Source organism: Micromonospora sp. NPDC048894 (genome assembly GCF_040649765.1).
Taxonomy (GTDB): Bacteria; Actinomycetota; Actinomycetes; order Mycobacteriales; family Micromonosporaceae; genus Micromonospora; species Micromonospora antibiotica.
In genome coordinates this window covers 302,807-324,873 of record NZ_JBEZFY010000008.1, presented here as the reverse complement: position 1 = coordinate 324,873, position 22,067 = coordinate 302,807, and the positions used below count along the sequence as shown (strand labels likewise).

The window sequence follows — 22,067 nt, the reverse complement described above, 5'->3', positions numbered from 1 at the left end:
CCCTTGTCTGCCGCGAATTCGGTAGCCAAGATGGCAGTCAGATTGCGATTACCTCCGCTGACTCCGACTCCCAGCCACCCCTGGAGAGACCTCACCATGAGCGACCAGCAGCAGTTGCGCAACTTCGTCGACGGCGCGTACGTCGACCCGGTGGACGGCGGTCACGCCGATCTGATCGACCCCTGCACCGGTGACGTCTTCGCCCAGGCTCCCGTCTCCGGCGCGGCGGACGTGGACGCGGCGATGCGGGCCGCCGCCACCGCCTTCGAGACCTGGCGGGAGACCACCCCGGCCGAGCGGCAGCGGGCGATGCTGAAGCTCGCCGACGCGGTGGAGTCGCGGGCCGCCGAGCTGGTCGACGCGGAGGTGCGCAACACCGGCAAGCCGCGGCAGCTCACCGCCGAGGAGGAGTTGCCGCCGGCGGTGGACCAGTTCCGGTTCTTCGCCGGGGCGGCCCGCATGTTGGAGGGCCGCTCGGCCGGGGAGTACCTGGCCGGGCACACATCGTACGTGCGGCGGGAGCCGATCGGGGTCTGTGCGCAGGTCACCCCGTGGAACTACCCGCTGATGATGGCGGTGTGGAAGATCGCCCCGGCGTTGGCGGCCGGCAACACGGTGGTGTTGAAACCGTCGGACACCACGCCGGTGTCGACGCTGCTGCTGGCCGAGATCGCCGCCGAGTTCTTCCCGCCGGGGGTGTTCAACGTGGTCTGCGGCGACCGGGACACCGGTCGTACCCTGGTGGCGCATCCGACGCCGCAGCTGGTGTCGATCACCGGCTCGACCCGGGCGGGCATGGAGGTCGCGTCGGCCGCCGCGCCGGACCTCAAGCGGACCCACCTGGAGCTGGGCGGCAAGGCCCCGGTGGTGGTCTTCGACGACGCGGACGTGGCGGCGGCGGCCGAGGCGATCGCGACGGGCGGCTACTTCAACGCCGGCCAGGACTGCACCGCGGCGACCCGGGTGCTGGCCGGTCCCGGTGTGCACGACGACTTCGTGGCGGCCCTCACCGAGCAGGCCCGCAACACGCGCACCGGTGCCCCGGACGACGCCGACGTGCTCTACGGCCCGCTGAACAACGCCAACCAGCTCGCCCGGGTCAGCGGCTTCGTCGACCGGCTCCCCGATCATGCCGACCTGCACACCGGTGGCGCGCGGGTGGGCGGGCGCGGCTACTTCTACTCCCCCACCGTGGTCTCCGGGGTACGCCAGGCCGACGAGATCATCCAGCAGGAGGTGTTCGGCCCGGTCATCACCGTGCAGCGGTTCACCGACGAGGACGAGGCGGTGCGCTGGGCCAACGGCGTCGACTACGGCCTGTCCGCCTCGGTCTGGACCCGTGACCACGGCCGGGCGATGCGGATGACCCGCCGGCTCGACTTCGGCTGTGTCTGGGTGAACACCCACATCCCGTTCGTGTCGGAGATGCCGCACGGCGGCTTCAAGCACTCCGGGCACGGCAAGGACCTGTCGGTCTACAGCCTGGAGGACTACACCCGGATCAAGCACGTCATGCACCACATCGAGGGCTGATCCCCATGGTTTCCAGCGCGGAGCTGCACCGGCGGCGGGGTGCCGCCGTGGCCCGGGGGGTCGGCAGCGTCATCGACTCGTACGTGGACACCGCCAGCGGCGGCACGGTCGTCGACGTCGAGGGGCGGGAGTGGATCGACTTCGCCGCCGGCATCGCGGTCACCAGCGTCGGCAACTCGGCCCCACGCGTCGTGGAGGCGGTACGCGCCCAGGTCGAACGGTTCACCCACACCTGCTTCATGGTCGCGCCGTACGAGTCGTATGTGGCGGTCTGCGAGCAGCTCAACGCGTTGACCCCGGGCACCTTCGAGAAGCGGTCGGCGCTGTTCAACTCGGGTGCCGAGGCGGTGGAGAACGCGGTGAAGATCGCCCGGCACGCCACCGGACGGCAGGCGGTGGTGGTCTTCGAGCACGCCTACCACGGCCGGACCAACCTGACCATGGCGTTGACCGCGAAGAACATGCCGTACAAGCACCGGTTCGGGCCGTTCGCCGGGGAGATCCACCGGGTGCCGATGTCGTACCCGCTGCGCGACGGCGGGTTGTCCGGGGCGCAGGCGGCGGCGCGGGCGATCGAGTTGGTGGACAAGCAGGTCGGGGCGGAGAACGTGGCCGCGCTGCTGATCGAGCCGATCCAGGGGGAGGGCGGTTTCGTCGTACCGGCGACGGGTTTCCTGCCGGCGCTGCGGGAGTGGGCGACGGCGGCCGGGGTGGTGTTCGTCGCCGACGAGATCCAGACCGGCTTCTGCCGTACCGGCGACTGGTTCGCCTGCGACCACGAGGGCGTGGTGCCGGACCTGGTCACCCTGGCCAAGGGCATCGCCGGCGGGTTGCCGTTGGCGGCGGTGACCGGCCGGGCGGAGCTGATGGACGCGGTGCACGTCGGCGGCCTCGGCGGCACCTACGGCGGCAACCCGATCGCCTGCGCGGCGGCCCTGGCCAGCATCGAGACGATGCGGGAGCTGGACCTGGCCGCCGCCGCCCGGCGGATCGGGTCGGTGCTCGCCGACCGGTTGCGCGCCGTCGCCGCCCGCGACCCCCGGATCGCCGAGGTACGCGGGCGGGGCGCGATGCTGGCGGTGGAGCTGGTCCGGCCGGGCACCCTGGTGCCGGACCCGGCCGCCGCCAGTGCCGTCTCGGCGGCCTGTCACGCTGCCGGCCTGCTCACCCTGACCTGCGGCACCTACGGCAACGTGCTGCGGTTCCTGCCGCCGCTGGTGATCTCCGACGGCGAGTTGGCCCGTGGGTTGGACATCCTGGACGCCGCCTTCGGCTGACCGTCCACGGCCGTCAGCGCACCAGCTCCACCAGGTTGCGCCGGATCACGTTCTTGCCCGGCTCCCGGAGCAGCTCCATCGCGGCGGCGTTGAGCAGCACACAACTGCCCGACGGCCCACTCACCGACACCGTCGCCACCTTGCCGTTGTCCAGATTCGTCACCCGCAACCGTGTGCCCACCGGAAACCGGTCGCTCGTCGCGGCGGCTGCGCCGGCCTCGGCGGAGAAGGTGACCGGGCCACTGCACGCGCTGCGCCCGGCAGCCACGCCGGTCGCCGGTGGCGTCGTCGGCCGCTGGGTGGCCGGCGGCTGGGCGGCACCGGGCCGGGTCTCGCCGGGGGCGGGGGCCGCCGGCGCGTCGACGCCGACCCGCTCGACCACGTTGCGCCGGATCACGTTCTTGCCGGGCTCCCGGACGAGGTCCATCGCGGCGGCGTTGAGCAGCACACAACTGCCCGACGGCCCACTCACCGACACCGTCGCCACCTTGCCGTTGTCCAGGTTCGTCACCCGCAACCGTGTGCCCACGGGGAACCGGTCACTTGTCGCGGCGGGGTCCCCGCCCTCGGCGGAGAAGGTGACCGACCCGGAGCAGAGGCTCGGACGGGCGGACGTGGTGTCGGCGAACCCGAATCCGGTCCCCACCGCCACCACCGCCGTGGCGACCACCGCCACCCCCGCCGCCAGTACGTGCTTGCGCTGCACCTTCACCACGTCTCCCGTCGTCGCCGTTGCCTGCATCGGCTGATACGGCCCGGGAGCGCTCCCCGTTCAGTTCCACTGTCAGGAAAGTTTCGGACACCAGGCGAGAGTGCCGTCGATGTCGACGGAGTGTGACGGCTCCGCTCAGGCGATCTGCCGCAGATCGTTGCCGTAGTCGAAGATGATCCGCAGGCGTGCGCCGAGTGCGGCGGCATACCTGCTCAGCGTCGCCACCTCGTTGACGTCCAGATCACCGTTCTCGATCTGACTCACCCGGCCCGGCGTGACCCCCATCAGCCGTCGAAGGGCGCCCCGATGATGACCACGTCGGCGTCGGCGTAGGTCACCGGCTCGGTGACCGTGCAGGGTGGCACCCCGAGGAAGGTGACGTCGGGGCCGTACATCGGGCCGTAGCGGGTCATCGTTCCTCCAGCGCCCAGGGGGAGCCGTAGTCGGTGAGCAGGTCGAGGAAGGGGCGCGGGGGCAGCGCCTCCGGGCCGAGCACCCCGACGCCGGACCAGCCGCCGGTGGCGAGCAGTTCCAGCGCCACCACCGGATTGACCGCGGTCTGCCAGACCACCGCCTGGTGGCCGTACTCCCGCATGGACCACTCGTTGTCGACCACGTGGTAGAGGTAGACCCGGCGCGGCCGGCCGTCGGTCCCGGTGCCGGTGACGTACGTGCCGGCGCAGGTCTTGCCGCGCATCCGGTCGCCGAGGGTGGCCGGGTCGGGCAGGCTGGCGGCGACCACGTCGCGGGGCGAGACCTGCATGCCGCGCACCGACACCGGGGTGGTGGAGTCGAGACCGACCTTGTGCAGGGCCCTGAGCACCTCGATGAACTCGTCGCCGAGGCCGTACTTGAAGGTGACCCGCCTGGCCTTGACCCAGCGTGGGATCAGCAGCACCTCCTCGTGTTCGACGTTGACGCATTCGACCGGGCCGATGCCGGCCGGGAAGTCGAAGACCTCCGGTTCGCTGAACGGTTCGGTGGTGTACCAGCCCCGGTCCCTCTCCCAGATCACCGGCGGGTTGAGGCATTCCTCGATGGTGGTCCAGATGGAGAACGAGGGGGCGAAGTCGTAGCCGTCGACGGTGAGGTTCGCGCCGTCGCGGATGCCGATCTCGTCGATGTCGGTGAACAGCTCGTCGGCGGCGTACCGGGCGAACACGTCGGACAGGCCCGGTTCGATGCCGATGCCGCACAGCGCCAGCCGACCGGCGTCGGCCCAGGTCGCGGCGGCGGCGAACTGCTCGTCACCGAGCTTCACCCCGGTCTGGGTGTAGGGCCGCGCCGGGTGCGGGTGCGACAGTGACATCGCCATGTCCAGGTAGTCCGCCCCGGCGGCGAACGCCCCCTCGAAGATCGGCATGACGAAGCGCGGGTCGACGGCGTTGAGCACGTGGGTGATCCGGTGTTCCCGGCAGAGCGCGGCGACGGCGTCCGCCGAGGAGGCGTCGACCCGTACGGCGACGAACCGGTCCCCGTGTCCGGCGACGGCCCGCTCGGCCCGGGTCAGGTCGTAGTCGGCGACGACGACGGTGGCGAAGAAGGAACGGCGGGCGGCGATGGCGACGGCGGCGGAGCCGACCCCGCCGGCACCGACGAGCAGGATACGCATCAGGAATCGAACCCCAAACCAAGACGATCGGGCGTACGGAGCCAGTGCTGGTGCCGGTCGTCGTGCGCGTACGCGTCGGCGCGGGCCGGCGACCAGCGGGTGAGGTGGATGTCGGCGGCCGGACGGGGAGAGTCGGGGCGGTGGTGCGCATACCGGCCGGGCGTCACCTCGGCGAACGCCCGGTCGGTATGCGGAAGGATCACGACGGGTCTGCCGCCCGTCGGCCGGGCGCGTCGGCGACCGGGAGCGCCGAGCCTGCCGCCCGTCGGCCGGTCACATCGGCGACCGGGAGCGCGGCCCGTCGGGACCGTCGACCGCGCAGCATGCTCAGCCCGACGAGCAGCAGGGCGATGGCGAACATCGCCGTGCCGATCACGTTGACCTGTGGGGGGATGCCCCGCTGGGCGGCACCCCAGACGTACATCGGGAAGGTGACGGTGGTGCCGGCGTTGAAGTTCGTCACGATGAAGTCGTCGAAGCTCAGCGAGAAGGCGAGCAGGGCGGCGGCGACGATGCCGGGCAGCACCAACGGCAGGGTGATCCGCCGGAACGTCTGCCACTCGCTGGCGTAGAGGTCCATCGCGGCCTCCTCCAGCCGCCGGTCCATCCCGGCGAGCCGGGCCTTGACCGTCACCACCACGAACGACACGCAGAACATCACGTGCGCGATGACGACGGTCCAGAATCCCTGCGGCACCCCGGCGGAGACGAACAGCGCGAGCAGCGAGGTGCCGAGCACCAGCTCCGGCGTCGCCATCGGCAGGAAGATCAGCAGGTTGATCCCGCCGCGCCCCCGGAACCGGTGCCGGACCAGGGCGAACGCCATCAGCGTGCCGATCACCGTGGATCCGACGGTGGCGAGGAACCCGATCTGTACGCTGCGGACGACCGCGTCGCACATCTCGGGGGTGGCGCAGGGCTGCCGCCAGTTGTCCAGGGTGAACTCGTTGAAGTCGTACGACAGCCGGCTGGACGGGCGGTTGAGGGAGAGGCCGGCGACCACGGCGATCGGCAGGAACAGGTAGCCGAGCACCAGCAGCGCGACGATCATCACCCACCGGTCGGCCAACCACCGCGACACCCTCACCGGAATCCACCTCCGTTCACGACTGCGGGGCTCCGCTGCGCTGCACTCCTCGCGCTCACCGGACCGACCTTCCGCTCGCGACTGCGGGGCTCCGCTGCGCTGCACTCCTCGCGCTCACAGCACATCCTCCGTGCCGGCGCGGCGCAGGTAGACGAAGACGACCGCGAGGATCGCCGCCATCAGCAGGAACGACAGGGCGGCACCCTGCGGGTAGTCCAACCGGACCAGGAACGCCGAGTCGATGACGTTGCCGATCATGTACTCGTTGGGGGTGCCGAGCAGTTCGGCGTTGATGTAGTCGCCGGTGGCCGGGATGAAGAAGAGCAGGGTGCCGGCGATCAGGCCGGGCATCGACAGCGGCAGGGTGACCGTGCGGAAGGCGTGCAGCGGGCCGGCGTACAGGTCGCTGGCCGCCTCCAACAGCCGGTAGTCGAGCCGCTCCAGGCTCGCGTACAACGGCAGGACCAGGAACGGCAGGAAGTTGTACGTCAACCCGAGCACCACCGCGACCGGGGTGGCGAGTAGTCGCCCGTCCGGACCGAGCAGGTGCACGTCGCGCAGCAGCCCGACCAGCACGCCGTTGTCCGACAGGATGGTCTTCCAGGCCAGGGTGCGCACCAGGAAACTGGTGAACATCGGGGCGACCACGCAGACCAGCAGCAGGTTCTTCCACCGGCCGGCCTTCTGCGCGATCGCGTACGCCAGCGGGTAGCCCAGCAGCAGGGCCAGCACCAGCGCCGCCCCGGCATAGCCGAACGACCTGGCGAACTGCGGCCAGTACGCCTGCACCGCCTCCGGATAGTTGCCGAACGCCCAGGTCAGCGCGTACCCGGTGGAGAGCGAACCGGTCGGGTCGTAGAGGCTGGCGGCAGCCAACTGCAGCAGCGGCACGACGAAGAACAGCGTCAGCCAGGCCGCCCCCGGCAGCAGCAGCAGGTACGGCAGCAGCCGGTGCCGGCCGGGCCGGGCCGGTGCCGGTGCCCCGGTCGCCGGCGTCCCGCCGCCCAACTGGGCCAGTGCGGTCACGACGGTGCCCCGACGGGCTCGTCGAGCAGCGGGGTGGTGCGGTCGTCCTGACCGGGCTCGCGGGGCAGCAGGAAGGCGTGCCGGGGGTCCCAGTGCGCCACCACGGTCGTGCCGACCGGGTGCTGCCGGCCGACGCCGCTGTTCGCGGTGAACGCGGACAGTTCACTGCCCCACCCGGTGCGCACCAGGTACTGGGTGCTCACCCCCACGTACGACGCGTCGGTGATCACCCCCTCGACCTGGTGGTGGCCGGTGGGCACCTGGTCGGCGGTCTCGGCCAGGTGCAGCTTCTCGGGACGTACCCCCAGGTAGACCGGGCCCCGGTCGGTGCGGGCGCGGTCGACGGGCACCGAGAAGCGCGCGCCGTGCGCGGTGACGGGCACCTCGGACCCGGCCGGGCCGGCGGCGTCGGCGGCGAGCAGGTTGGACTGGCCGAGGAAGTTCGCCACGAACGCGGTCGCCGGGTACTCGTAGAGTTCGGCCGGTGCGCCGAGCTGCTCGATCCGGCCGGCGTTCATCACCGCGACCGTGTCGGCCATCGTCATGGCCTCCTCCTGGTCGTGGGTGACGTGCACGAAGGTGATGCCGACCTCGGTCTGGATGCGTTTCAGCTCGATCTGCATCTGCCGGCGCAGCTTCAGGTCGAGCGCGCCGAGCGGCTCGTCGAGCAGCAGCACCTGCGGGTGGTTGATCAGGGCGCGGGCCAGTGCGACCCGTTGCTGCTGGCCGCCGGAGAGCTGGGCCGGGCGACGCCGTTCGTAGCCGTCGAGCTGGACCAGGGCCAGCATCCGGCGGACCTGGTCGCCGACCTTGCGGATGCCCCGCCGCCGCAACCCGAAGGCGACGTTCTCGGCGATGTCCAGGTGCGGGAAGAGCGCGTAGCTCTGGAAGACGGTGTTGACCGGCCGCTGGTACGGCCGCAGCCGGGCGATGTCCCGGTCGCCGAGGAGCACCTGCCCGCTGGTGGGCTCCTCCAGCCCGGCGATCATCCGCAGGGTGGTCGTCTTGCCGCAGCCGGACGCCCCGAGCAGGGCGAAGAAGGAGCCCTGCGGGACGGTCAGGCTGAGGTCGTCGACGGCGGTGAAGACGCCGAACCGCTTGCTCAGCTGGGCCAGCCGCAGGTCACCGGCGGGTGCCTCGTTCGCCATCCCGCTCACGCCCCGATGACCTGCTGGAACTTCGACTCGTATTCCTTTTCCTGTTTTTCGTCGAGGGCCATGAAGACCTTCGACTTCGCCAGCAGGGTGTCGTCCGGGAAGATCAGCGGGTTGGCGGCCAGCTCCGGGTCGATCTTCTCCATCTCGGCCTGGGCGCCCTTGACCGGGCAGATGTAGTTGACGTACGCGGCGAGCTTCGCGGCGACCGCCGGCTGGTAGTAGTAGTCGATCAGCGCTTCGGCGTTGCCCCGGTGGGTGGCCTTGTTGGGCACCAGCATGTTGTCGCTGAACAGCATCACCCCCGAGTCCGGCGCGACGAACTTGATCTTGGGGTTGTCGCCGGCCAGTTGGATCACGTCGCCGGACCAGCCGACACACGCGGCGATGTCCCCCTTGGCCAGGTCGGGGGCGTAGTCGTTGCCGGTGAAGCGACGGATCTGCTTGGATTCGACGGCCTTGCGCAGCTTGTTGAGCGCGTCGTCGAACTGCGCGGCGGTGAACTTCGACGGGTCGTGCCCGTTCGAGGAGAGCAGCAGGCCCATGGTGTCCCGCATCTCCGACAGGGCGGTCACCTTGCCCTTGAGATCGGGCCGGGTGAGCAGCTCGTCGACGGTCCGGACCTCGCCGGTGACGCTGCCGTTGTAGGCCAGCCCGGCGAGGCCGGACTGCCACGGGATCGCGACCCGGTCCTCCGGGTCGAAGGAGCGCCCGCGCAGCGACGGCAGCAGGTTGGCCGCCACGTTCGGCACCTTGGCCGGGTCGAGCTTCTGGATCCAGCCGAGCCGGATCATCCGGGCGGCCATCCAGTCGGTCAGGACGATGATGTCCCGCCCGGTGCTCTGACAGCCGGCCAACTGGTTCTGCACCTTGCCGAAGAACTCGTTGTTGTCGTTGATGTCCTCGGTGTAGGTCACCGTGATGCCGCTGGCGGCGACGAACGCGTCGAGGCTGGGCCGCTTCGCGGCGTCCTTGTCGTCCACGTCCATGTACTGCGGCCAGTTGGAGAAGGCGAGGGTCTTCTCCGTGGCCGACAGGTCGTCGCTCTTGCAGCCCGCCTCGGTCTGGGTAGCGGCCTTGGTGCCGCAGCCGGCGAGGCTGCCGCCCGCAGCGAGCAGGGCGGCCGATCCGAGGGTGCCGGTGAGCAGTCCACGCCGGGTGAGGGGCCGCAGGGGAATACGCATGTGACGACTCCTAGGGGTCGTCCGACGGCGGCGGGGACGGGGTGCGGCGCCGGCGGGAGGGGTCGGGTGCCTGAGACGACTGATCCTGGCATGAGGTAACCAGCCTCACAAGGGATTCCGTTGCCGCAATAGCCTCTGACGACGAATTACGCCAAACTGCGCGATGGCACTAGGCTCAGCTGGGGGAACGGACATGGGGAGCGGTCGATGACGATCCGACAGCACGAGAACGGTAGCGGGGGGCGACGCGTCACGGTGCGCGAAGGTGCCAGCCACGCGCTGTTGGACGACGTGGCGAAACAGATCATCGAGCAGCTACAGCAGGACGGCCGCCGGCCGTACGCGGCCATCGGCAAGGCGGTGGGGCTCTCCGAGGCGGCGGTCCGCCAGCGGGTGCAGCGGCTGCTCGACGCCGGGGTGATGCAGATCGTCGCGGTGACCGACCCGCTCCAGCTCGGCTTCCCCCGGCAGGCCATGATCGGCCTGCGCACCGACGGCGACCTGGAAGCCGTCGCCGACCGGCTGGCCGAGTTCGACGAACTCGACTACGTGGTGATCACCGCCGGATCGTTCGACCTGCTCGCCGAGGTGGTCTGCCGCAACGACGCCCACCTGCTGGAGATCCTGCAACGGCTGCGGTCGGTGCCCGGGGTGCTCGCCACCGAGGCGTTCGTCTATCTCAAGCTCCGCAAACAGACCTACACCTGGGGTACGGCCTGAGCCCGCCCACCATGGTCCACTCCCCGGCGCTCAGCGGGAGGCGACGAAGGCACGCCAGGCGTCGGGGGTGAAGGTCAGCGTGCCGCCGACCCGGTCCTTGCTGTCCCGCACCAGCACCCGACCGTGCAGGTTGTCGGCCACCTCGACACAGTCACCGCCGTTGTTGCTGCTGCGGCTGGCGGTCCGCCAGCGGGGCTCGATCACGTCCATGTCTCCACCGCTTCCCGGATCAGCTCGTGCGACCGACGAGCGGGCAGCGCCTCGCCGGCCACGCTCTCCCACCTCCTGCCCAGGCTAGCAATGTCGGCACTCTCGGTCACTAGCCCACCACGGAGTTGGTTGTCCAGATAGGCCAACTCGCTGCCGTCGGGCAGCCGAGCCAGCATGAACGGCCCGGCCAGACCGGTGTGCCAGGGTCCACCGAGCGGAATTACCCGCACCTGCACGTGTCCCGCCCGGCGACGGCCGCCAAGTGGGCCACCTGTCCGGCCATGGTCATGCGATCGCCAACCAGTCGATGGAGCACCGCCTCGTCGATCACGAAAACCAACTGGGCTGAAGGGTCGCGGTCGAGCAGGACCTGTCGTTCCAACCGTCCGCCCACCAGTTGCGCAACCTCGTCAGACGGGAGCAGGCCACCGGTCCCCAACACCGCTCGGGCGTACCCCTCGGTCTGGAGCAGGCCCGGCACGAGCAGTGACTGATACGAGCGGATCGAGGTGGCGTCCTGCTCCAGTTCTGCCCACGGGCGGAACCAGGGCAGGTCACGGCGACGGTAGGGCTCGGGCCAGAGTTCGGCCGGCTCCCGGCCGAGGACACCGGCCACCGCCACCCGGGTACGCGGATGGGGCACCCGCCCCGAGCTGAGCCATCGCCCCGCCGTCTTCGGATCGACCCTGACCTGCTGCGCCAGCGACTCGACCGTCTCCCCGCGTTCCGCCATCGCCACCCGGAGCACCTCGTTCACCGGCAGCCCCTTCCACCCGACCGACACGCTCCGGCGCACCATAGCGACAGTGCGTGTCGACGTCCGCCCGTCATCGGCGTGTCGGCGCGAGACCTCTGCCAAGGGTCCGCAAGGTGCCCCGGAAGGTCCGCGAAGCGCCCCGGAAGTGCACCTGGATCCACTCTCGGGAGCCGATATGACGGTTTCCCCCGTGCCCGCATACCGCCAGTTGGCCGCCATCGAGTCGATCATGCCCCACCGAGGCCGGCCGGCGCGGGGCCGGCGGAGCGAGCATCCAGCCGGACTGCCACCATCCCAGGGGCATACGGATTCCGTTGCCTTACGCCCTCACTCACGCTGAATCCGTCGCCCCTGACGCGAACTAGGCTTGCATTTCGCGGCAGGACTGTGGGATAACCGTGGGCAGAGCGGCCGGTGTCACCCCTGCCCGGCCCGAGACCCGATGGGGCTGACATGGCCGACGCCACCGACCACCTCTGGATGCACTTCACCCGGATGGCCAGCTACTCGGCCGGCGAGGTGCCCACCATCGTGCGCGGCGAGGGCACGTACGTCTGGGACTCGCAGGGCCGTCGCTACCTGGACGGGCTCGCCGGGTTGTTCGTCGTCAACGCCGGGCACGGGCGTACCGAGCTGGCCGAGGCAGCCGCGAAGCAGGCCGCCGAGCTGGCGTACTTCCCGCTGTGGTCGTACGCCCACCCGAAGGCCGTCGAGCTGGCCGAGAAGATCGCGTCGCTGACACCCGGCGACCTCAACCGGGTCTTCTTCACCACCGGCGGCTCGGAGGCCGTCGAGACGGCGTGGAAGCTGGCCCGCGCCTACTTCAAGCGCACCGGCCGGCCCAACAAGCACAAGGTGGTCAGCCGCTACCTCGCCTATCACGGCACCTCGATGGGCGCCCTGTCGATCACCGGCCTGCCCGGCATCAAGAACGACTTCGAGCCGTTGGTGCCCGGCGGGATCAAGGTGCCGAACACCAACTTCTACCGGGCCCCCGAGCACGGCGACTCGCCCGAGGCGTTCGGCCGCTGGGCCGCCGACGAGATCCGCCGGGCCATCGAGCGGGAGGGGCCGGACACGGTCGCGGCGGTGTTCCTGGAGCCGTTGCAGAACTCCGGCGGCTGCTTCCCGCCGCCGCCCGGCTACTTCCAGCAGGTACGCGAGATCTGCGACGCGTACGACGTGCTGCTCGTCTCCGACGAGGTGATCTGCTCGTGGGGTCGGCTCGGCGAGTATTTCGGTGCCGTCCGGTACGGCTACCAACCTGACATCATCACCACCGCCAAGGGCATCACCTCCGGCTACGCCCCGCTCGGCGCGATGATCGCCAGTGACCGGCTGATGGAACCGTTCCTCACCGAGACCGGCATGTTCGCCCACGGGGTGACCTTCGGCGGGCACCCGGTCTCCTGCGCGGTGGCCCTGGCCAACCTTGAGGTGTTCGCCCGGGAGGACCTGATCGGCCACGTCCGGGCCAACGAGGACGCCTTCCGGTCCACCCTGGAGAAGCTCACCGACCTGCCGATCGTCGGTGACGTCCGGGGGGACGGCTACTTCTACGGCATCGAGCTGGTCAAGGACAAGTCGACGAAGGCCACCTTCGACGAGGCCGAGTCGGAGCGGCTGCTGCGCGGTTTCCTGTCGACGGCGCTCTTCTCCGCCGGGCTCTACTGCCGCGCCGACGACCGGGGCGACCCGGTGGTGCAGCTCGCCCCGCCGCTGATCAGCGGGCAGGAGCAGTTCGACGAGATGGAGCAGATCCTGCGCGCCGTACTCACCGAGGCGTGGTCCCGGCTGTAACCGTCTGCGGGCCGACCGGCCGGACAGCGGCTCGACCCGCGGTCCCGCCGGCCGGCCCACACCGGACCGGCCACCCCACACCCGAGGGGCACCTCCGCACCCCGGTCGGCCACCCGTCCCCGCCGGCCGGCACTGACACTTCGCGGCCAGCGAAGTTCCCGCCGCCGGCCCGGCCGGCGCTGACCGCCCGGAGCCCGCATGCGCTACCCGGAGTTGTCCCACTGGTTGTCCACGGTGGACGAACCGTTGACCCCGCTCCCGGCGCTGCCCGGTGACACCGACGCCGACGTGGTGATCGTCGGTGCCGGCTACACCGGGTTGTGGACGGCGTACTACCTGGCGGTGGCCGATCCGACGCTACGGATCGTCGTGCTGGAGGCGGAGATCGCCGGGTACGGCGCGTCCGGGCGCAACGGTGGCTGGTGCTCGGCGCTGTTCCCCACCTCACTGCCGGCGTTGGCCCGTCGGCACGGCCGGCCGCAGGCACTGGCGCTGCAACGGGCCATGCAGGCGACCGTCGCCGAGGTGGGCCGGGTGGTGGCCGCCGAGGGGATCGACTGCGACTGGCACCACGGCGGCACGGTGCTGCTGGCCCGTACCGACGTCCAGCTCGGCCGGGCACGCGCCGCGGTCGCCGAGGCCCGCGACCACGGCCTCGACCCAGCCGACCTGGTCCTGCTCGACGCCGCCGGGGCCGCCGCCCGGTGCGCCGCCGACGGGGTACGCGGCGGCACGTTCACCCCGCACTGCGCCGCCGTGCACCCGGGGAAGCTGGTCCGGGGCCTGGCCCGCGCCGTGCGCCGGCACGGGGTGACGCTGTACGAACGGTCCCCGGTCACCGCGATCCGGCCCGGCGCGGCGGTCACCCCGCACGGCACGGTACGCGCGAACGTGGTGGTCCGGGCCACCGAGGCGTACACCCCGATGCTGCCCGGCCACCGCCGCACGGTCGCCCCGGTCTACTCGCTGATGGTGGTCACCGCGCCGCTGCCCGCGCCGACCTGGGAGCGGATCGGGCTGGCCGACCGGGAGACCTTCGCCGACTACCGGCACCTCATCGTGTACGGCCAGCGCACCGCCGACGGGAGGTTGGCCTTCGGCGGGCGGGGCGCCCCGTACCACTTCGGGTCCCGGGTCTCCCCCGGCTACGACCGGGAGCCCCGGGTCTTCGCCGCGCTACGCCGGACGCTGGGTGAACTCTTCCCGGTGCTCGGCGCGGACGTACCGGTCGCCCACTCCTGGGGCGGCCCGCTGGGGGTGGCCCGGGACTGGTCCGCGTCGGTGGGGCTGGACCGGTCGTCCGGGCTGGGTTGGGCCGGCGGCTACGTTGGCGACGGGGTGGGGACGAGCAACCTGGCCGGCCGTACCCTCGCCGACCTGATCCGGGGTGTGGAGTCGGACCTGACCGCACTCCCGTGGGTCGGCCACCGCTCCCCCCGCTGGGAGCCGGAACCGCTGCGCTGGCTGGCCATCAACGCCGGCCTCCGGGTGATGTCCTCCGCCGACGAGGTCGAACACCGCACCGGCCGCCCCGCCCGCCGCGCCACCCTCTTCTCCCCCCTCCTAGGCCACTAACCCCCACCCCGCTCCCCCTCCCTGCTTCCCCTCCCCCACCCGCCGACCCCCCGTCCCGCCGACCCCCCGTCCCCGCGACCCGCCGGCCCCGGTGATCAAGAGGTTTGCGTCAGGTTGAAGATCGAACTTGACGCAAACCTCTTGATCACCGGGGAGAGGGCCTGGGGTGGGGTTGGCCTGGGGTGGGGTGGGGTGGGGTGGGGTGGGGAGGGCCGTGGGGGTGGGGTGGGGTTAGTGGTTGGGGGGGATTACGCGGAGGTGACCACGGCGGCCGGTGGGCGGGGTCTGGGGGTGGGGGTCGTGGTCGTCCTGGGGTGGGCGGGGGGCCACCGGGCGGGCCGCCTCGCGGACGGCCTCGGCCAGGGCGACCAGGTCGTCGGTGGTGGGCGGCGGCGGCTCGAACTCGCCCTCGTGCCGGACGACGTCCCAGCCCCGGGGGGCGGTCAGGCTCCGGGCGTGCTGCTCACACAGGTCGTACGTGTGCGGCTCGGCGAAGGCCGCCAACGGCCCCACGACAGCGGTCGACTCGTTGTAGACATAGGTCAATGTGGCAACCGCTTGCCGGGGGCAGGCGTTACGGGAGCAGCGCCGTGGTGACCTCACGTGCGGCAGGGTATCCCCATTACCGGGTCCGGCGCACCGGTTCGCTTTCCGACACGCCCGTCACCGTGATCACAATTCGCACCTGACGCCCCGCCGCGCCCGTCGGCGCGCGCTGCCATCGGGCGGGCCGGACCGGGGGCTACCCTTTTGTTCATGACGAGCCCGGAACGCCGCCGCCCCGGCTCCGGCCGGCGCAACCACCGCGACCGGCACGGACGGGGCCTGCGCGGGCGGCTGGTGCCGGCGACCGTCCCGTTGGCCCGGACCAAGGCCGAGATCTTTGACGACCTGGTGCTGGACACCGTGGAGACGTTGGAGCGCCGGTTCGCCAAGGAACTTGCCGGCGTGGAGTTCGCCGTCGAGGACGTCCCGCCGGATCTGAACGTCTATGACTCAGACGTGCTGGAGGACGGCGAGGTGCCGCTGGCCCGGTTGCTGCCCGGCCGACCGGGCCGGCAGGAGGTGCCACCCCGGATCGTGCTCTACCGGCGGCCGTTGGAGTTTCGCGCGATGGACCGTGAGGACCTGGCCGACCTGGTCCACGACGTGATCATCGAGCAGGTGGCGAACCTGCTCGGGGTCGACCCGGACGAGCTGACCTGAGGCTGCGCGCCCGGTGACGACCCGGGTCTTCGGCCGAGGTTGACCAGGACCAGCACTCCGCCGGCCCACCACGCGGGCGGGCACTCATCTACCGGAGGACGGACCCGCCACCCAGGCGGACATTCATCCGCCCAATGACGAGCCGAACCGCGTCGGCGGGCACCCGGTCCCGGGGTCGAGCACCACGCCCCGCTTTTGACGGATCGTCGGCACTGGTCCGGCGAGCCGCCGTCACCGGCCCGACGATCCGCCGGGCCCGCTACCTCCACCGCCGGCACAGCCCGGCCCGGGGACCGACTCGCCCGCCGCCCGGGCCCGGTGGCCGCTCACGTCGTGACCTGGTGCTGTATCGCCATGGTCGGCCACCGTCGTGGCCGGACCGCCGCCCGACGCCGGCCGCCCCCGCGACCGGCTGTGGGCGTGAGCCGGGCGGCCCCCACCGCCCGACTCGACCTTCCATTCAGGCGGCCCGCCGCTTCAGCTTGCGCCGCTCCCGCTCGGAGAGCCCACCCCAGATCCCGAACCGCTCGTCGTGCCCGAGGGCGTATTCCAGGCATTCCGTCTTGACCTCGCACCGCGAACAGATCCGCTTCGCCTCGCGGGTCGAGCCGCCCTTCTCGGGGAAGAACGCTTCCGGGTCGGTCTGCGAGCACAGTGCCCGCTCCTGCCACTCCGGCGCGTTTCCGAGCAGGTCGGCCACCTCAAGCTGGCCGTCCATCAGATGCCTCCTTGTCGCGCACCGACGTCACCGCCGCTGCAACCCCCCACGCGAAAGGCGTGCTTGTCCGTCCGGTCCTATTTGTGCGTTCCGTGCGAACAACCCCATCGAAATTACACGCGTGTAATGCGTGCGCCGTCAAGCCGAACTTGATAATGGAGTCGTCCTCCCGACACGCCACCGGACGGTCACCCGGACCACCCGGCCCTCGCAACCTGCCCTATCGATTCAGACCCCGGGCGAGTAACGCCCTCTCCGGCGAGTTGCCCCAGATTTCTGCCGTGGCGTCGCCGCCCCGGACGCTCCCGCACAGCGCCGTCGAACGCTCCGGCCGGCCGGTCCTATCAAGATCATGAGCATGGTGGGGGACAGGTTAACGCGGTTGGGCCCGGATCGCTCACCGAGTCGGAAATACCGACAGCGCCCCGTCCACATTGTGGACGGGGCGCTCGGGTCGGTACGGTTGTCGTGGTGCTCAGGTCGACCTTGACGGGCTGGTCGGCCAGACGAATTCGGCGATCGAACCCCCGTTGACGGAGATCGTTCCGGCGGGCGTCTCCTCGTCCCACCAGACGGTATAGACACCCGCCGTCAGGTCCGGGTACACCGCGCTGTGGAACACCCCGTCCCGGACGATCCGCTCCCGTACGGCGGAGTGCGTCCGCACCGCACCGGCCTGGTCGACCCGGCTGATCTCGATCTCCCGCCCGTGCTGGTCACGTCCGGTGTAGATGATCAGGGCACCGGTGTCACCACCGACGTCGAGCATCACCGTGCCGCTCTCCGTCGGCCCGTACTGGTGATGATGGTGGTGGTGTCCGCTCACGCCGCTCTCCGTCCGGTCAGGAGTTCGCCGCGGCCGGGTTGTTGAACCCGTCGTACGGCGTGCCGAGGAAGGGGAAGTCCCGCAGGAACGGCGCCGTCACGTCGGCGGCGCTCAGGCCGGGGGTGACCGCACCGGCCGCCGCGTCCGGCTTGAACTTCTTGTCCACCAGCGGGACGGTGACCCCGGCCACCGCCCGCAACGCGATGCTCACCACGTCGTCGACGACCCGGCGACCGTTGGGAAAACCGGCCAGGTCCCCGCCGAGCAGCCCGAACTGGTTCGGCTTGCTGCTCGGCCTGATCGCGGTGTTCAACCGCAGCATGTCGGCCTGCACGTCACCGGTGAGGTTGGTGAAGCCGTCGATCAGCCCCGACGGAATGCCGGTGAGCAGGATCGCCAGCAGGTCGGCCCGGGGCTTCTTGGATTTGTTCAGCGCGTCCAGGTTGGGAAAGACCCCCGGGTAGAGCACCGGCAGCAACGCCGCCAGCTCCGGCTGCTCGACGAACCGGGCGAACCGCTTGTCCTCGGTCGGCGGCAGCGTGTTCCACAGGTCCTTCTTGGACATCGGGACGATGACCTCGTTGAACAACGGGTTGCCCAGCCGGGACACCTGGGTCCACGGGCCGATCGCGGCGTCCGCGGCGACCCGGTCGCCGAGCACCCGCACCTGCTGCCGGGACGCCGTCGTCCACACCCCGATCGTCGAGGCGCGGTCGCCCACGCCGTACCGGTTGGACCTGCGGCGGACCTTGCTCAGCGGCACCTGCACCGCGATGCTGTGCACGTTCATCCGGTCCACCGAGTTGACCGGCTCACCCTCGGTCTTGAACAGCTTCTTGCCGGCCACGTGCAACTGCTGGAACGGCCGCAGCGTACCCAGGTCGAAGATCGCGCCCAGGTCGACGAAGAAGCCGTCCGCGCGCTGCCCGGCGAACACCTTCTCCCCCGTCGACAGCTTGTACGTCGCCTGCCGGACCAGGTCGTTGTACTTGGGGATGGACAGCGGCCCCACGTTGCACGGCGGGCAGGGCAGCTTGTTGGCGAGCACGTGCTCCTTGCCGTCGGTCACCCGGGTCAGCTTGTAGAACTGCCGCCGGTTCCAGTTCTTGCTGTCCAGCGACTCGATCGGCCCGGTGTTGTAGAGAAAACTGTTCTCGTTCGTGATCTCGGTACGGAATTCGAACCGGTAGGTCACGTCGGGATGGCCGTCACCGTCGTTGTCGATATGGATCTCGTACCGCACGTCGTCGCCGAACTCGAAGAAGTTCGGGCCGCCCGAGGGGAGCTGCAACGGCACGTAGTTGGCGATCAACGTCACCGAGTCGGGCCGTTCGGGGCTGACGAAGGCGTAGAGGTCGGAACTGTCGGCGACCGGGTCCTTGCTTATTTCCGGTGCTTCGCGGTGGGACGACATGGCGGACCAACCTTTGCGGGATCATGAGGAGTCAGGGCATGACGAACCGGGCGCGGGAGTCTGCGCCTGGCGGTGAAGAGGAAGAGGGCGGGCGGTTCAGGGCCACCCGGGACAGCGGGCGGGTCACCCCCACCCGGTGACGGCGGGCAGGTCAGACCGCCGTCGGACAGCAGACGGGGTCAGCCGCGCCCGGCAGCCCGGCGGAGCCGGTCCGCGAGCCCCCGGTCACGTACCTCGATCCGGGACGTACCGACGAAGACGTCCAACGTCCCCGACTTGGCGTCGCGCAGGTGGACCACGATAGGACCCTCCGCGCTGCTCGCCGACGGGGAGTTCTGCGCGGCCGACACGCCGGTCACCGTCAGCGCCGCCGCGCCCAGCGTGGCACTCGCCGCAGCGGTCAGTGTCTGCCGCCGGGTCAGTCGCGGCCAGGAACGCTTCCGCACTTCGCTCGTCATGGGGAACCTTTCCTCCGGCGGCGCGTGAGCGCGCGCGGTGTGGAGCGCGAGGTCGCCGGCGGCGGCCCTCGCCTCAACCGCCGCCGGCGAACACTGGTACGGCCCGCACGCGCGAAAGGTTCGATGTCATCGCAACGGATGACCGTAAGCGGTCGTCCGCTTGCGTGCCGGACGTCCCGCGGCGGCGGCGATCGCCCGCAACTGCTCCTCGGTACGCGCCGAACCGTTGCCCGAGCCGGCCATCCGGGAGATGGTCTCCTCCATCAGGGTGCCGCCCAGGTCGTTGCAGCCGCCCTGCAACATCGCCACGGTGCCCTCGTCGCCGAGCTTCACCCAGGAGCACTGGATGTTGTCGATCCGCCCGTGCAGCAGCAGCCGGGACATCGCGTGCACCACCCGGTTCTCCCGCCAGGTCGGGCCGGGCCGGGCGATGCCGGCCAGATAGATCGGCGCGTTGGTGTGCACGAACGGCAGCGCCACGAACTCGGTGAACCCACCGGTGCGGTCCTGCACCCCGGCGAGGACCCGGAAGTGCGCCAGCCACTGGCCGGGATGGTCGACGTGGCCGTACATCATCGTGGAGCTGGAGCGGATGCCCAGCTCGTGCGCGGTCGAGACCACCTCGACCCAGGCGGCGGCCGGCAGTTTGCCCTTGGTGAGCACCCAGCGCACGTCGTCGTCGAGGATCTCGGCGGCGGTGCCCGGGATGGTGTCCAGGCCGGCCTCGCGCAGCATCGACAGCCACTCCCGCACCGGCACGCCGGCCTTGGCGGCGGCGGTGACGATCTCCATCGGGGAGAACGCGTGCACGTGCATGCCGGGCACCCGGGCCTTGATCGCCCGGACGATGTCGGCGTAACCGGTCACCGGCAGCTTCGGGTCGATGCCGCCCTGGAGGCAGACCTCACCGGCGCCGGCCGCCCACGCCTGTTCGGCCCGGTCGGCCACCTGCTCGACCGACAACCGGAACGCGTCGGCGTCCCGTTCCCGCTGGGCGAACGCACAGAACCGGCAGCCCACATAGCAGACGTTGCTGAAGTTGATGTTGCGGTTGACCACGTAGGTGACGTCGTCGCCGACGGTGTCCCGCCGCACGTCGTCGGCGAGCCGGCACAGCTCGTCCAGGGCGGGGCCGTCCGCGCCGAACAGCGCCAGGGCCGCGTCGGCGTGCCGGGGCTCCAGCAGCGCCGCCGGGTCGTCGGCCGCCAGCCGCAGCCCCGCCCGCAGGTCACCGTCGGCACCCGGCACCGGCCCGCCCGACGCGGCGGGGCTCACCTTGCCGGCGACCTCCGCCCAGTCGCCGTAGACGCTGTCGAAGTCACCCCGCCGGTCGTCGGTGCGGCCGGCGGTGTCGATGGTGGCGTGCAGGTCGGTCCGGCCGCCGCCGAAGACCTCCTCCGGCTCCTGCCACGGGCGGCCCACCGGCCGGGCCGCCTCCACGGCCAGCCCGGTCGCCGGGTCGGCGAGCGCGGTGACGTGCGGTGACAGCCGGGGATCGAGCCACGGGTCGCCGGCCCGGACGTACTCCGGGTAGATCGTCAGCCGCTCGCGCAGGGTGAAGCCGGACTTCTCGGTCTGCCGGGCCAGCTCGTCGAGCTGCGGCCACGGCCGCTCCGGGTTGACGTGGTCCGGGGTGAGCGGGGACACCCCACCCCAGTCGTCGATGCCGGCCCGCAGTAGCAGGTCGTACTCGTCCTCGATCAGGTTGGGCGGGGCCTGGAGCCGGGCCTTCGGGCCGAGCAGCAGCCGGGCCACCGCCACGGTGGCCGCCAGGTCGTGCAGCTCGGCGTCGGGCAGGCCGCCCATCGCGGTGTCCGGCTTGGCGCGGAAATTCTGCACGATCACCTCCTGGAGGTGGCCGTACTCCCGGTGCGCGCGACGGATCGCGAAGAGCGCGTCGACCCGCTCGGCCGGGGTCTCACCGATGCCGATCAGGATGCCGGTGGTGAACGGCACCCCCACCCGGCCGGCGTCGTCGAGCACCCGCAGCCGCACCGCGGGCTCCTTGTCCGGGGAGCCGAAGTGCGGGCCGCCCGGCTCCGACCAGAGCCGGGTGGCGGTGGTCTCCAGCATCATCCCCATGCTCGGCGCGACCGGCTTGAGCCGTTGCAGCTCCGACCAGGAGAGCACCCCCGGGTTGAGGTGCGGCAGCAGACCGGTCTCCTCCAGCACCGCCACCGCGCAGGCCCGCAGGTAGTCCACCGTGGAGTCGTAGCCGCGCTCGTCGAGCCAGGCGCGGGCCGCCGGCCAGCGCTCCTCCGGCCGGTCACCCAGGGTGAACAGGGCCTCTTTGCAACCCAGCGCCGCGCCCTGCCGGGCGATCGCCAGCACCTCGTCGGTCTCCAGGAAGGCCGCCGGCAGCCGGTGCGGCACGGTCGCGAAGGTGCAGTAGTGGCACCGGTCCCGGCACAGCCGGGTCAACGGAATGAAGACCTTCTTCGAGTACGTCACCACGCCCGGCCGGCCGGCGTCGCGCAGCCCGGCATCCCGGACCTCCCCGGCGATCCGGAGCAACTCGTCCAGGTCGGCGTCCCGGGCGCTCAGCAGCGCGGTGGCCTCGTCGACGTCGAGCGCGCGCCCGGTGGCGGCCCGGCGCAGCGCCCGTCGCACGCTCGCCGAGGTCGGGCCGGGATCGGTGCGGTCAACCATCCGCCCAGCCTAGGCGCTGGCCGGGACGATCCGGCAGCCATGCGAGCCGGGTGTGACATCTCCCCGTCGGGGCTGCCGCACCACCGTCCCGGCCGGATCGGCACCTCGCGTCGCAGCGCGCCGACCGACCCGGGTTGGTGGCACCGCGC

Annotated in this window: 21 protein-coding genes and 2 pseudogenes; 6 read left to right on the top strand and 17 right to left on the bottom strand. The window is 71.2% G+C overall.

Going from position 1 to position 22,067, the window contains the following annotated elements:
- Positions 1-96: 96 nt before the first annotated feature.
- Together AB0C22_RS20125 and gabT are read left to right on the top strand one after the other, a co-directional pair.
- Positions 97-1,533 carry a gamma-aminobutyraldehyde dehydrogenase gene (locus tag AB0C22_RS20125; protein WP_219467378.1) on the top strand — a complete coding sequence of 479 codons (1,437 nt, stop codon included), beginning with the start codon at positions 97-99 and terminating at the stop codon, positions 1,531-1,533.
- Positions 1,534-1,538: 5 nt separating this feature from the next.
- A complete protein-coding gene (gabT, locus tag AB0C22_RS20120) occupies positions 1,539-2,810 on the top strand; it encodes a 4-aminobutyrate--2-oxoglutarate transaminase (protein WP_219467374.1) in 1,272 nt (423 codons plus the stop codon).
- 13 nt (positions 2,811-2,823) lie between these two features.
- On the opposite strand, the gene AB0C22_RS20115 is transcribed toward gabT, so the two are convergent.
- The 9 genes and pseudogenes from AB0C22_RS20115 to AB0C22_RS20075 form a co-directional block, all read right to left on the bottom strand.
- Positions 2,824-3,522: a hypothetical protein gene (locus AB0C22_RS20115; protein WP_357536323.1), complete on the bottom strand. Its 699-nt coding sequence runs from the start codon at positions 3,520-3,522 to the stop codon at positions 2,824-2,826.
- A gap of 135 nt (positions 3,523-3,657) precedes the next feature.
- Complete coding sequence (locus AB0C22_RS20110) at positions 3,658-3,786, bottom strand: hypothetical protein (RefSeq protein ID WP_255597893.1); 129 nt, start codon at positions 3,784-3,786, stop codon at positions 3,658-3,660.
- 23 nt (positions 3,787-3,809) lie between these two features.
- Positions 3,810-3,935 (bottom strand): annotated as a pseudogene (locus tag AB0C22_RS20105) (agmatinase); the annotation flags it as partial.
- Complete coding sequence (locus tag AB0C22_RS20100) at positions 3,932-5,134, bottom strand: saccharopine dehydrogenase C-terminal domain-containing protein (protein ID WP_357536321.1); 1,203 nt, start codon at positions 5,132-5,134, stop codon at positions 3,932-3,934. The pseudogene AB0C22_RS20105 and the gene AB0C22_RS20100, both read right to left, overlap by 4 nt.
- Positions 5,134-5,337, bottom strand: a complete 204-nt coding sequence (locus tag AB0C22_RS20095) for a hypothetical protein (RefSeq protein WP_219470902.1) — start codon at positions 5,335-5,337, stop codon at positions 5,134-5,136. Before AB0C22_RS20095 ends, AB0C22_RS20100 begins: the two co-directional genes overlap by 1 nt.
- Positions 5,334-6,221 carry an ABC transporter permease gene (locus tag AB0C22_RS20090; RefSeq protein ID WP_357536319.1) on the bottom strand — a complete coding sequence of 296 codons (888 nt, stop codon included), beginning with the start codon at positions 6,219-6,221 and terminating at the stop codon, positions 5,334-5,336. Before AB0C22_RS20090 ends, AB0C22_RS20095 begins: the two co-directional genes overlap by 4 nt.
- Positions 6,222-6,335: 114 nt before the next feature.
- A complete protein-coding gene (locus tag AB0C22_RS20085; protein ID WP_357536362.1) occupies positions 6,336-7,238 on the bottom strand; it encodes an ABC transporter permease in 903 nt (300 codons plus the stop codon).
- A gap of 5 nt (positions 7,239-7,243) precedes the next feature.
- Positions 7,244-8,395: an ABC transporter ATP-binding protein gene (locus AB0C22_RS20080; protein ID WP_357536360.1), complete on the bottom strand. Its 1,152-nt coding sequence runs from the start codon at positions 8,393-8,395 to the stop codon at positions 7,244-7,246.
- Between the two features lie 5 nt (positions 8,396-8,400).
- A complete protein-coding gene (locus AB0C22_RS20075; protein WP_357536317.1) occupies positions 8,401-9,585 on the bottom strand; it encodes a spermidine/putrescine ABC transporter substrate-binding protein in 1,185 nt (394 codons plus the stop codon).
- A gap of 207 nt (positions 9,586-9,792) precedes the next feature.
- On the opposite strand from AB0C22_RS20075, the gene AB0C22_RS20070 reads away from it, so the two are divergent.
- On the top strand, positions 9,793-10,305 hold the full coding sequence (locus AB0C22_RS20070) for an Lrp/AsnC family transcriptional regulator (RefSeq protein WP_357536315.1): 513 nt from the start codon (positions 9,793-9,795) through the stop codon (positions 10,303-10,305).
- A 30-nt stretch (positions 10,306-10,335) separates the two neighbouring features.
- Here the strand turns inward: AB0C22_RS20070 and AB0C22_RS20065 are convergent, their stop codons facing one another.
- Positions 10,336-10,515, bottom strand: coding sequence for a DUF397 domain-containing protein (locus tag AB0C22_RS20065; protein WP_357536313.1), 180 nt, complete (start codon positions 10,513-10,515; stop codon positions 10,336-10,338).
- Positions 10,506-11,248, bottom strand: a pseudogene (locus AB0C22_RS20060) (DUF5753 domain-containing protein). The gene AB0C22_RS20065 and the pseudogene AB0C22_RS20060 overlap by 10 nt, the downstream one beginning before the upstream one ends.
- 477 nt (positions 11,249-11,725) lie before the next feature.
- Here AB0C22_RS20060 and AB0C22_RS20055 point away from each other — a divergent pair.
- Both AB0C22_RS20055 and AB0C22_RS20050 read left to right on the top strand, forming a co-directional pair.
- Positions 11,726-13,072, top strand: coding sequence for an aspartate aminotransferase family protein (locus tag AB0C22_RS20055; protein ID WP_357536311.1), 1,347 nt, complete (start codon positions 11,726-11,728; stop codon positions 13,070-13,072).
- A gap of 198 nt (positions 13,073-13,270) precedes the next feature.
- Positions 13,271-14,647, top strand: coding sequence for an FAD-dependent oxidoreductase (locus tag AB0C22_RS20050; protein ID WP_357536309.1), 1,377 nt, complete (start codon positions 13,271-13,273; stop codon positions 14,645-14,647).
- Between the two features lie 231 nt (positions 14,648-14,878).
- On the opposite strand, the gene AB0C22_RS20045 is transcribed toward AB0C22_RS20050, so the two are convergent.
- On the bottom strand, positions 14,879-15,250 hold the full coding sequence (locus tag AB0C22_RS20045; protein WP_208570299.1) for a DUF3499 domain-containing protein: 372 nt from the start codon (positions 15,248-15,250) through the stop codon (positions 14,879-14,881).
- A 153-nt stretch (positions 15,251-15,403) separates the two neighbouring features.
- On the opposite strand from AB0C22_RS20045, the gene AB0C22_RS20040 reads away from it, so the two are divergent.
- Positions 15,404-15,853, top strand: coding sequence for a metallopeptidase family protein (locus AB0C22_RS20040; RefSeq protein ID WP_208570298.1), 450 nt, complete (start codon positions 15,404-15,406; stop codon positions 15,851-15,853).
- A 460-nt stretch (positions 15,854-16,313) separates the two neighbouring features.
- Here AB0C22_RS20040 and AB0C22_RS20035 read toward each other — a convergent pair whose 3' ends face one another.
- The 5 genes from AB0C22_RS20035 to AB0C22_RS20015 all read right to left on the bottom strand — a co-directional run bounded on the left by AB0C22_RS20035 (position 16,314) and on the right by AB0C22_RS20015 (position 21,918).
- Complete coding sequence (locus tag AB0C22_RS20035; RefSeq protein ID WP_007455784.1) at positions 16,314-16,571, bottom strand: WhiB family transcriptional regulator; 258 nt, start codon at positions 16,569-16,571, stop codon at positions 16,314-16,316.
- Between the two features lie 475 nt (positions 16,572-17,046).
- Complete coding sequence (locus tag AB0C22_RS20030) at positions 17,047-17,340, bottom strand: phospholipase (protein ID WP_219470688.1); 294 nt, start codon at positions 17,338-17,340, stop codon at positions 17,047-17,049.
- Between the two features lie 73 nt (positions 17,341-17,413).
- Entirely contained in the window at positions 17,414-18,811 is a 1,398-nt protein-coding gene (locus AB0C22_RS20025) for a DUF4331 domain-containing protein (RefSeq protein WP_208570297.1), read from the bottom strand.
- Positions 18,812-18,990: 179 nt separating this feature from the next.
- On the bottom strand, positions 18,991-19,269 hold the full coding sequence (locus AB0C22_RS20020) for a hypothetical protein (protein ID WP_208570296.1): 279 nt from the start codon (positions 19,267-19,269) through the stop codon (positions 18,991-18,993).
- 126 nt (positions 19,270-19,395) lie between these two features.
- Positions 19,396-21,918, bottom strand: coding sequence for a bifunctional FO biosynthesis protein CofGH (locus AB0C22_RS20015; RefSeq protein ID WP_357536307.1), 2,523 nt, complete (start codon positions 21,916-21,918; stop codon positions 19,396-19,398).
- Positions 21,919-22,067 lie beyond the last annotated feature (149 nt).

Excerpts from the sequence above, each read along its gene's own strand:
- AB0C22_RS20125 (WP_219467378.1), top strand. The coding sequence starts at position 97 with ATGAGCGACCAGCAGCAGTTGCGCAACTTCGTCGACGGCGCGTACGTC.
- gabT (WP_219467374.1), top strand. The coding sequence starts at position 1,539 with ATGGTTTCCAGCGCGGAGCTGCACCGGCGGCGGGGTGCCGCCGTGGCC.
- AB0C22_RS20100 (WP_357536321.1), bottom strand. The coding sequence starts at position 5,134 with ATGCGTATCCTGCTCGTCGGTGCCGGCGGGGTCGGCTCCGCCGCCGTC.
- AB0C22_RS20080 (WP_357536360.1), bottom strand. The coding sequence starts at position 8,395 with ATGGCGAACGAGGCACCCGCCGGTGACCTGCGGCTGGCCCAGCTGAGC.
- AB0C22_RS20075 (WP_357536317.1), bottom strand. The coding sequence starts at position 9,585 with ATGCGTATTCCCCTGCGGCCCCTCACCCGGCGTGGACTGCTCACCGGC.
- AB0C22_RS20070 (WP_357536315.1), top strand. The coding sequence starts at position 9,793 with ATGACGATCCGACAGCACGAGAACGGTAGCGGGGGGCGACGCGTCACG.
- AB0C22_RS20065 (WP_357536313.1), bottom strand. The coding sequence starts at position 10,515 with ATGGACGTGATCGAGCCCCGCTGGCGGACCGCCAGCCGCAGCAGCAAC.
- AB0C22_RS20055 (WP_357536311.1), top strand. The coding sequence starts at position 11,726 with ATGGCCGACGCCACCGACCACCTCTGGATGCACTTCACCCGGATGGCC.
- AB0C22_RS20050 (WP_357536309.1), top strand. The coding sequence starts at position 13,271 with ATGCGCTACCCGGAGTTGTCCCACTGGTTGTCCACGGTGGACGAACCG.
- AB0C22_RS20040 (WP_208570298.1), top strand. The coding sequence starts at position 15,404 with ATGACGAGCCCGGAACGCCGCCGCCCCGGCTCCGGCCGGCGCAACCAC.
- AB0C22_RS20035 (WP_007455784.1), bottom strand. The coding sequence starts at position 16,571 with ATGGACGGCCAGCTTGAGGTGGCCGACCTGCTCGGAAACGCGCCGGAG.
- AB0C22_RS20030 (WP_219470688.1), bottom strand. The coding sequence starts at position 17,340 with ATGCTCGACGTCGGTGGTGACACCGGTGCCCTGATCATCTACACCGGA.
- AB0C22_RS20025 (WP_208570297.1), bottom strand. The coding sequence starts at position 18,811 with ATGTCGTCCCACCGCGAAGCACCGGAAATAAGCAAGGACCCGGTCGCC.
- AB0C22_RS20020 (WP_208570296.1), bottom strand. The coding sequence starts at position 19,269 with ATGACGAGCGAAGTGCGGAAGCGTTCCTGGCCGCGACTGACCCGGCGG.
- AB0C22_RS20015 (WP_357536307.1), bottom strand. The coding sequence starts at position 21,918 with ATGGTTGACCGCACCGATCCCGGCCCGACCTCGGCGAGCGTGCGACGG.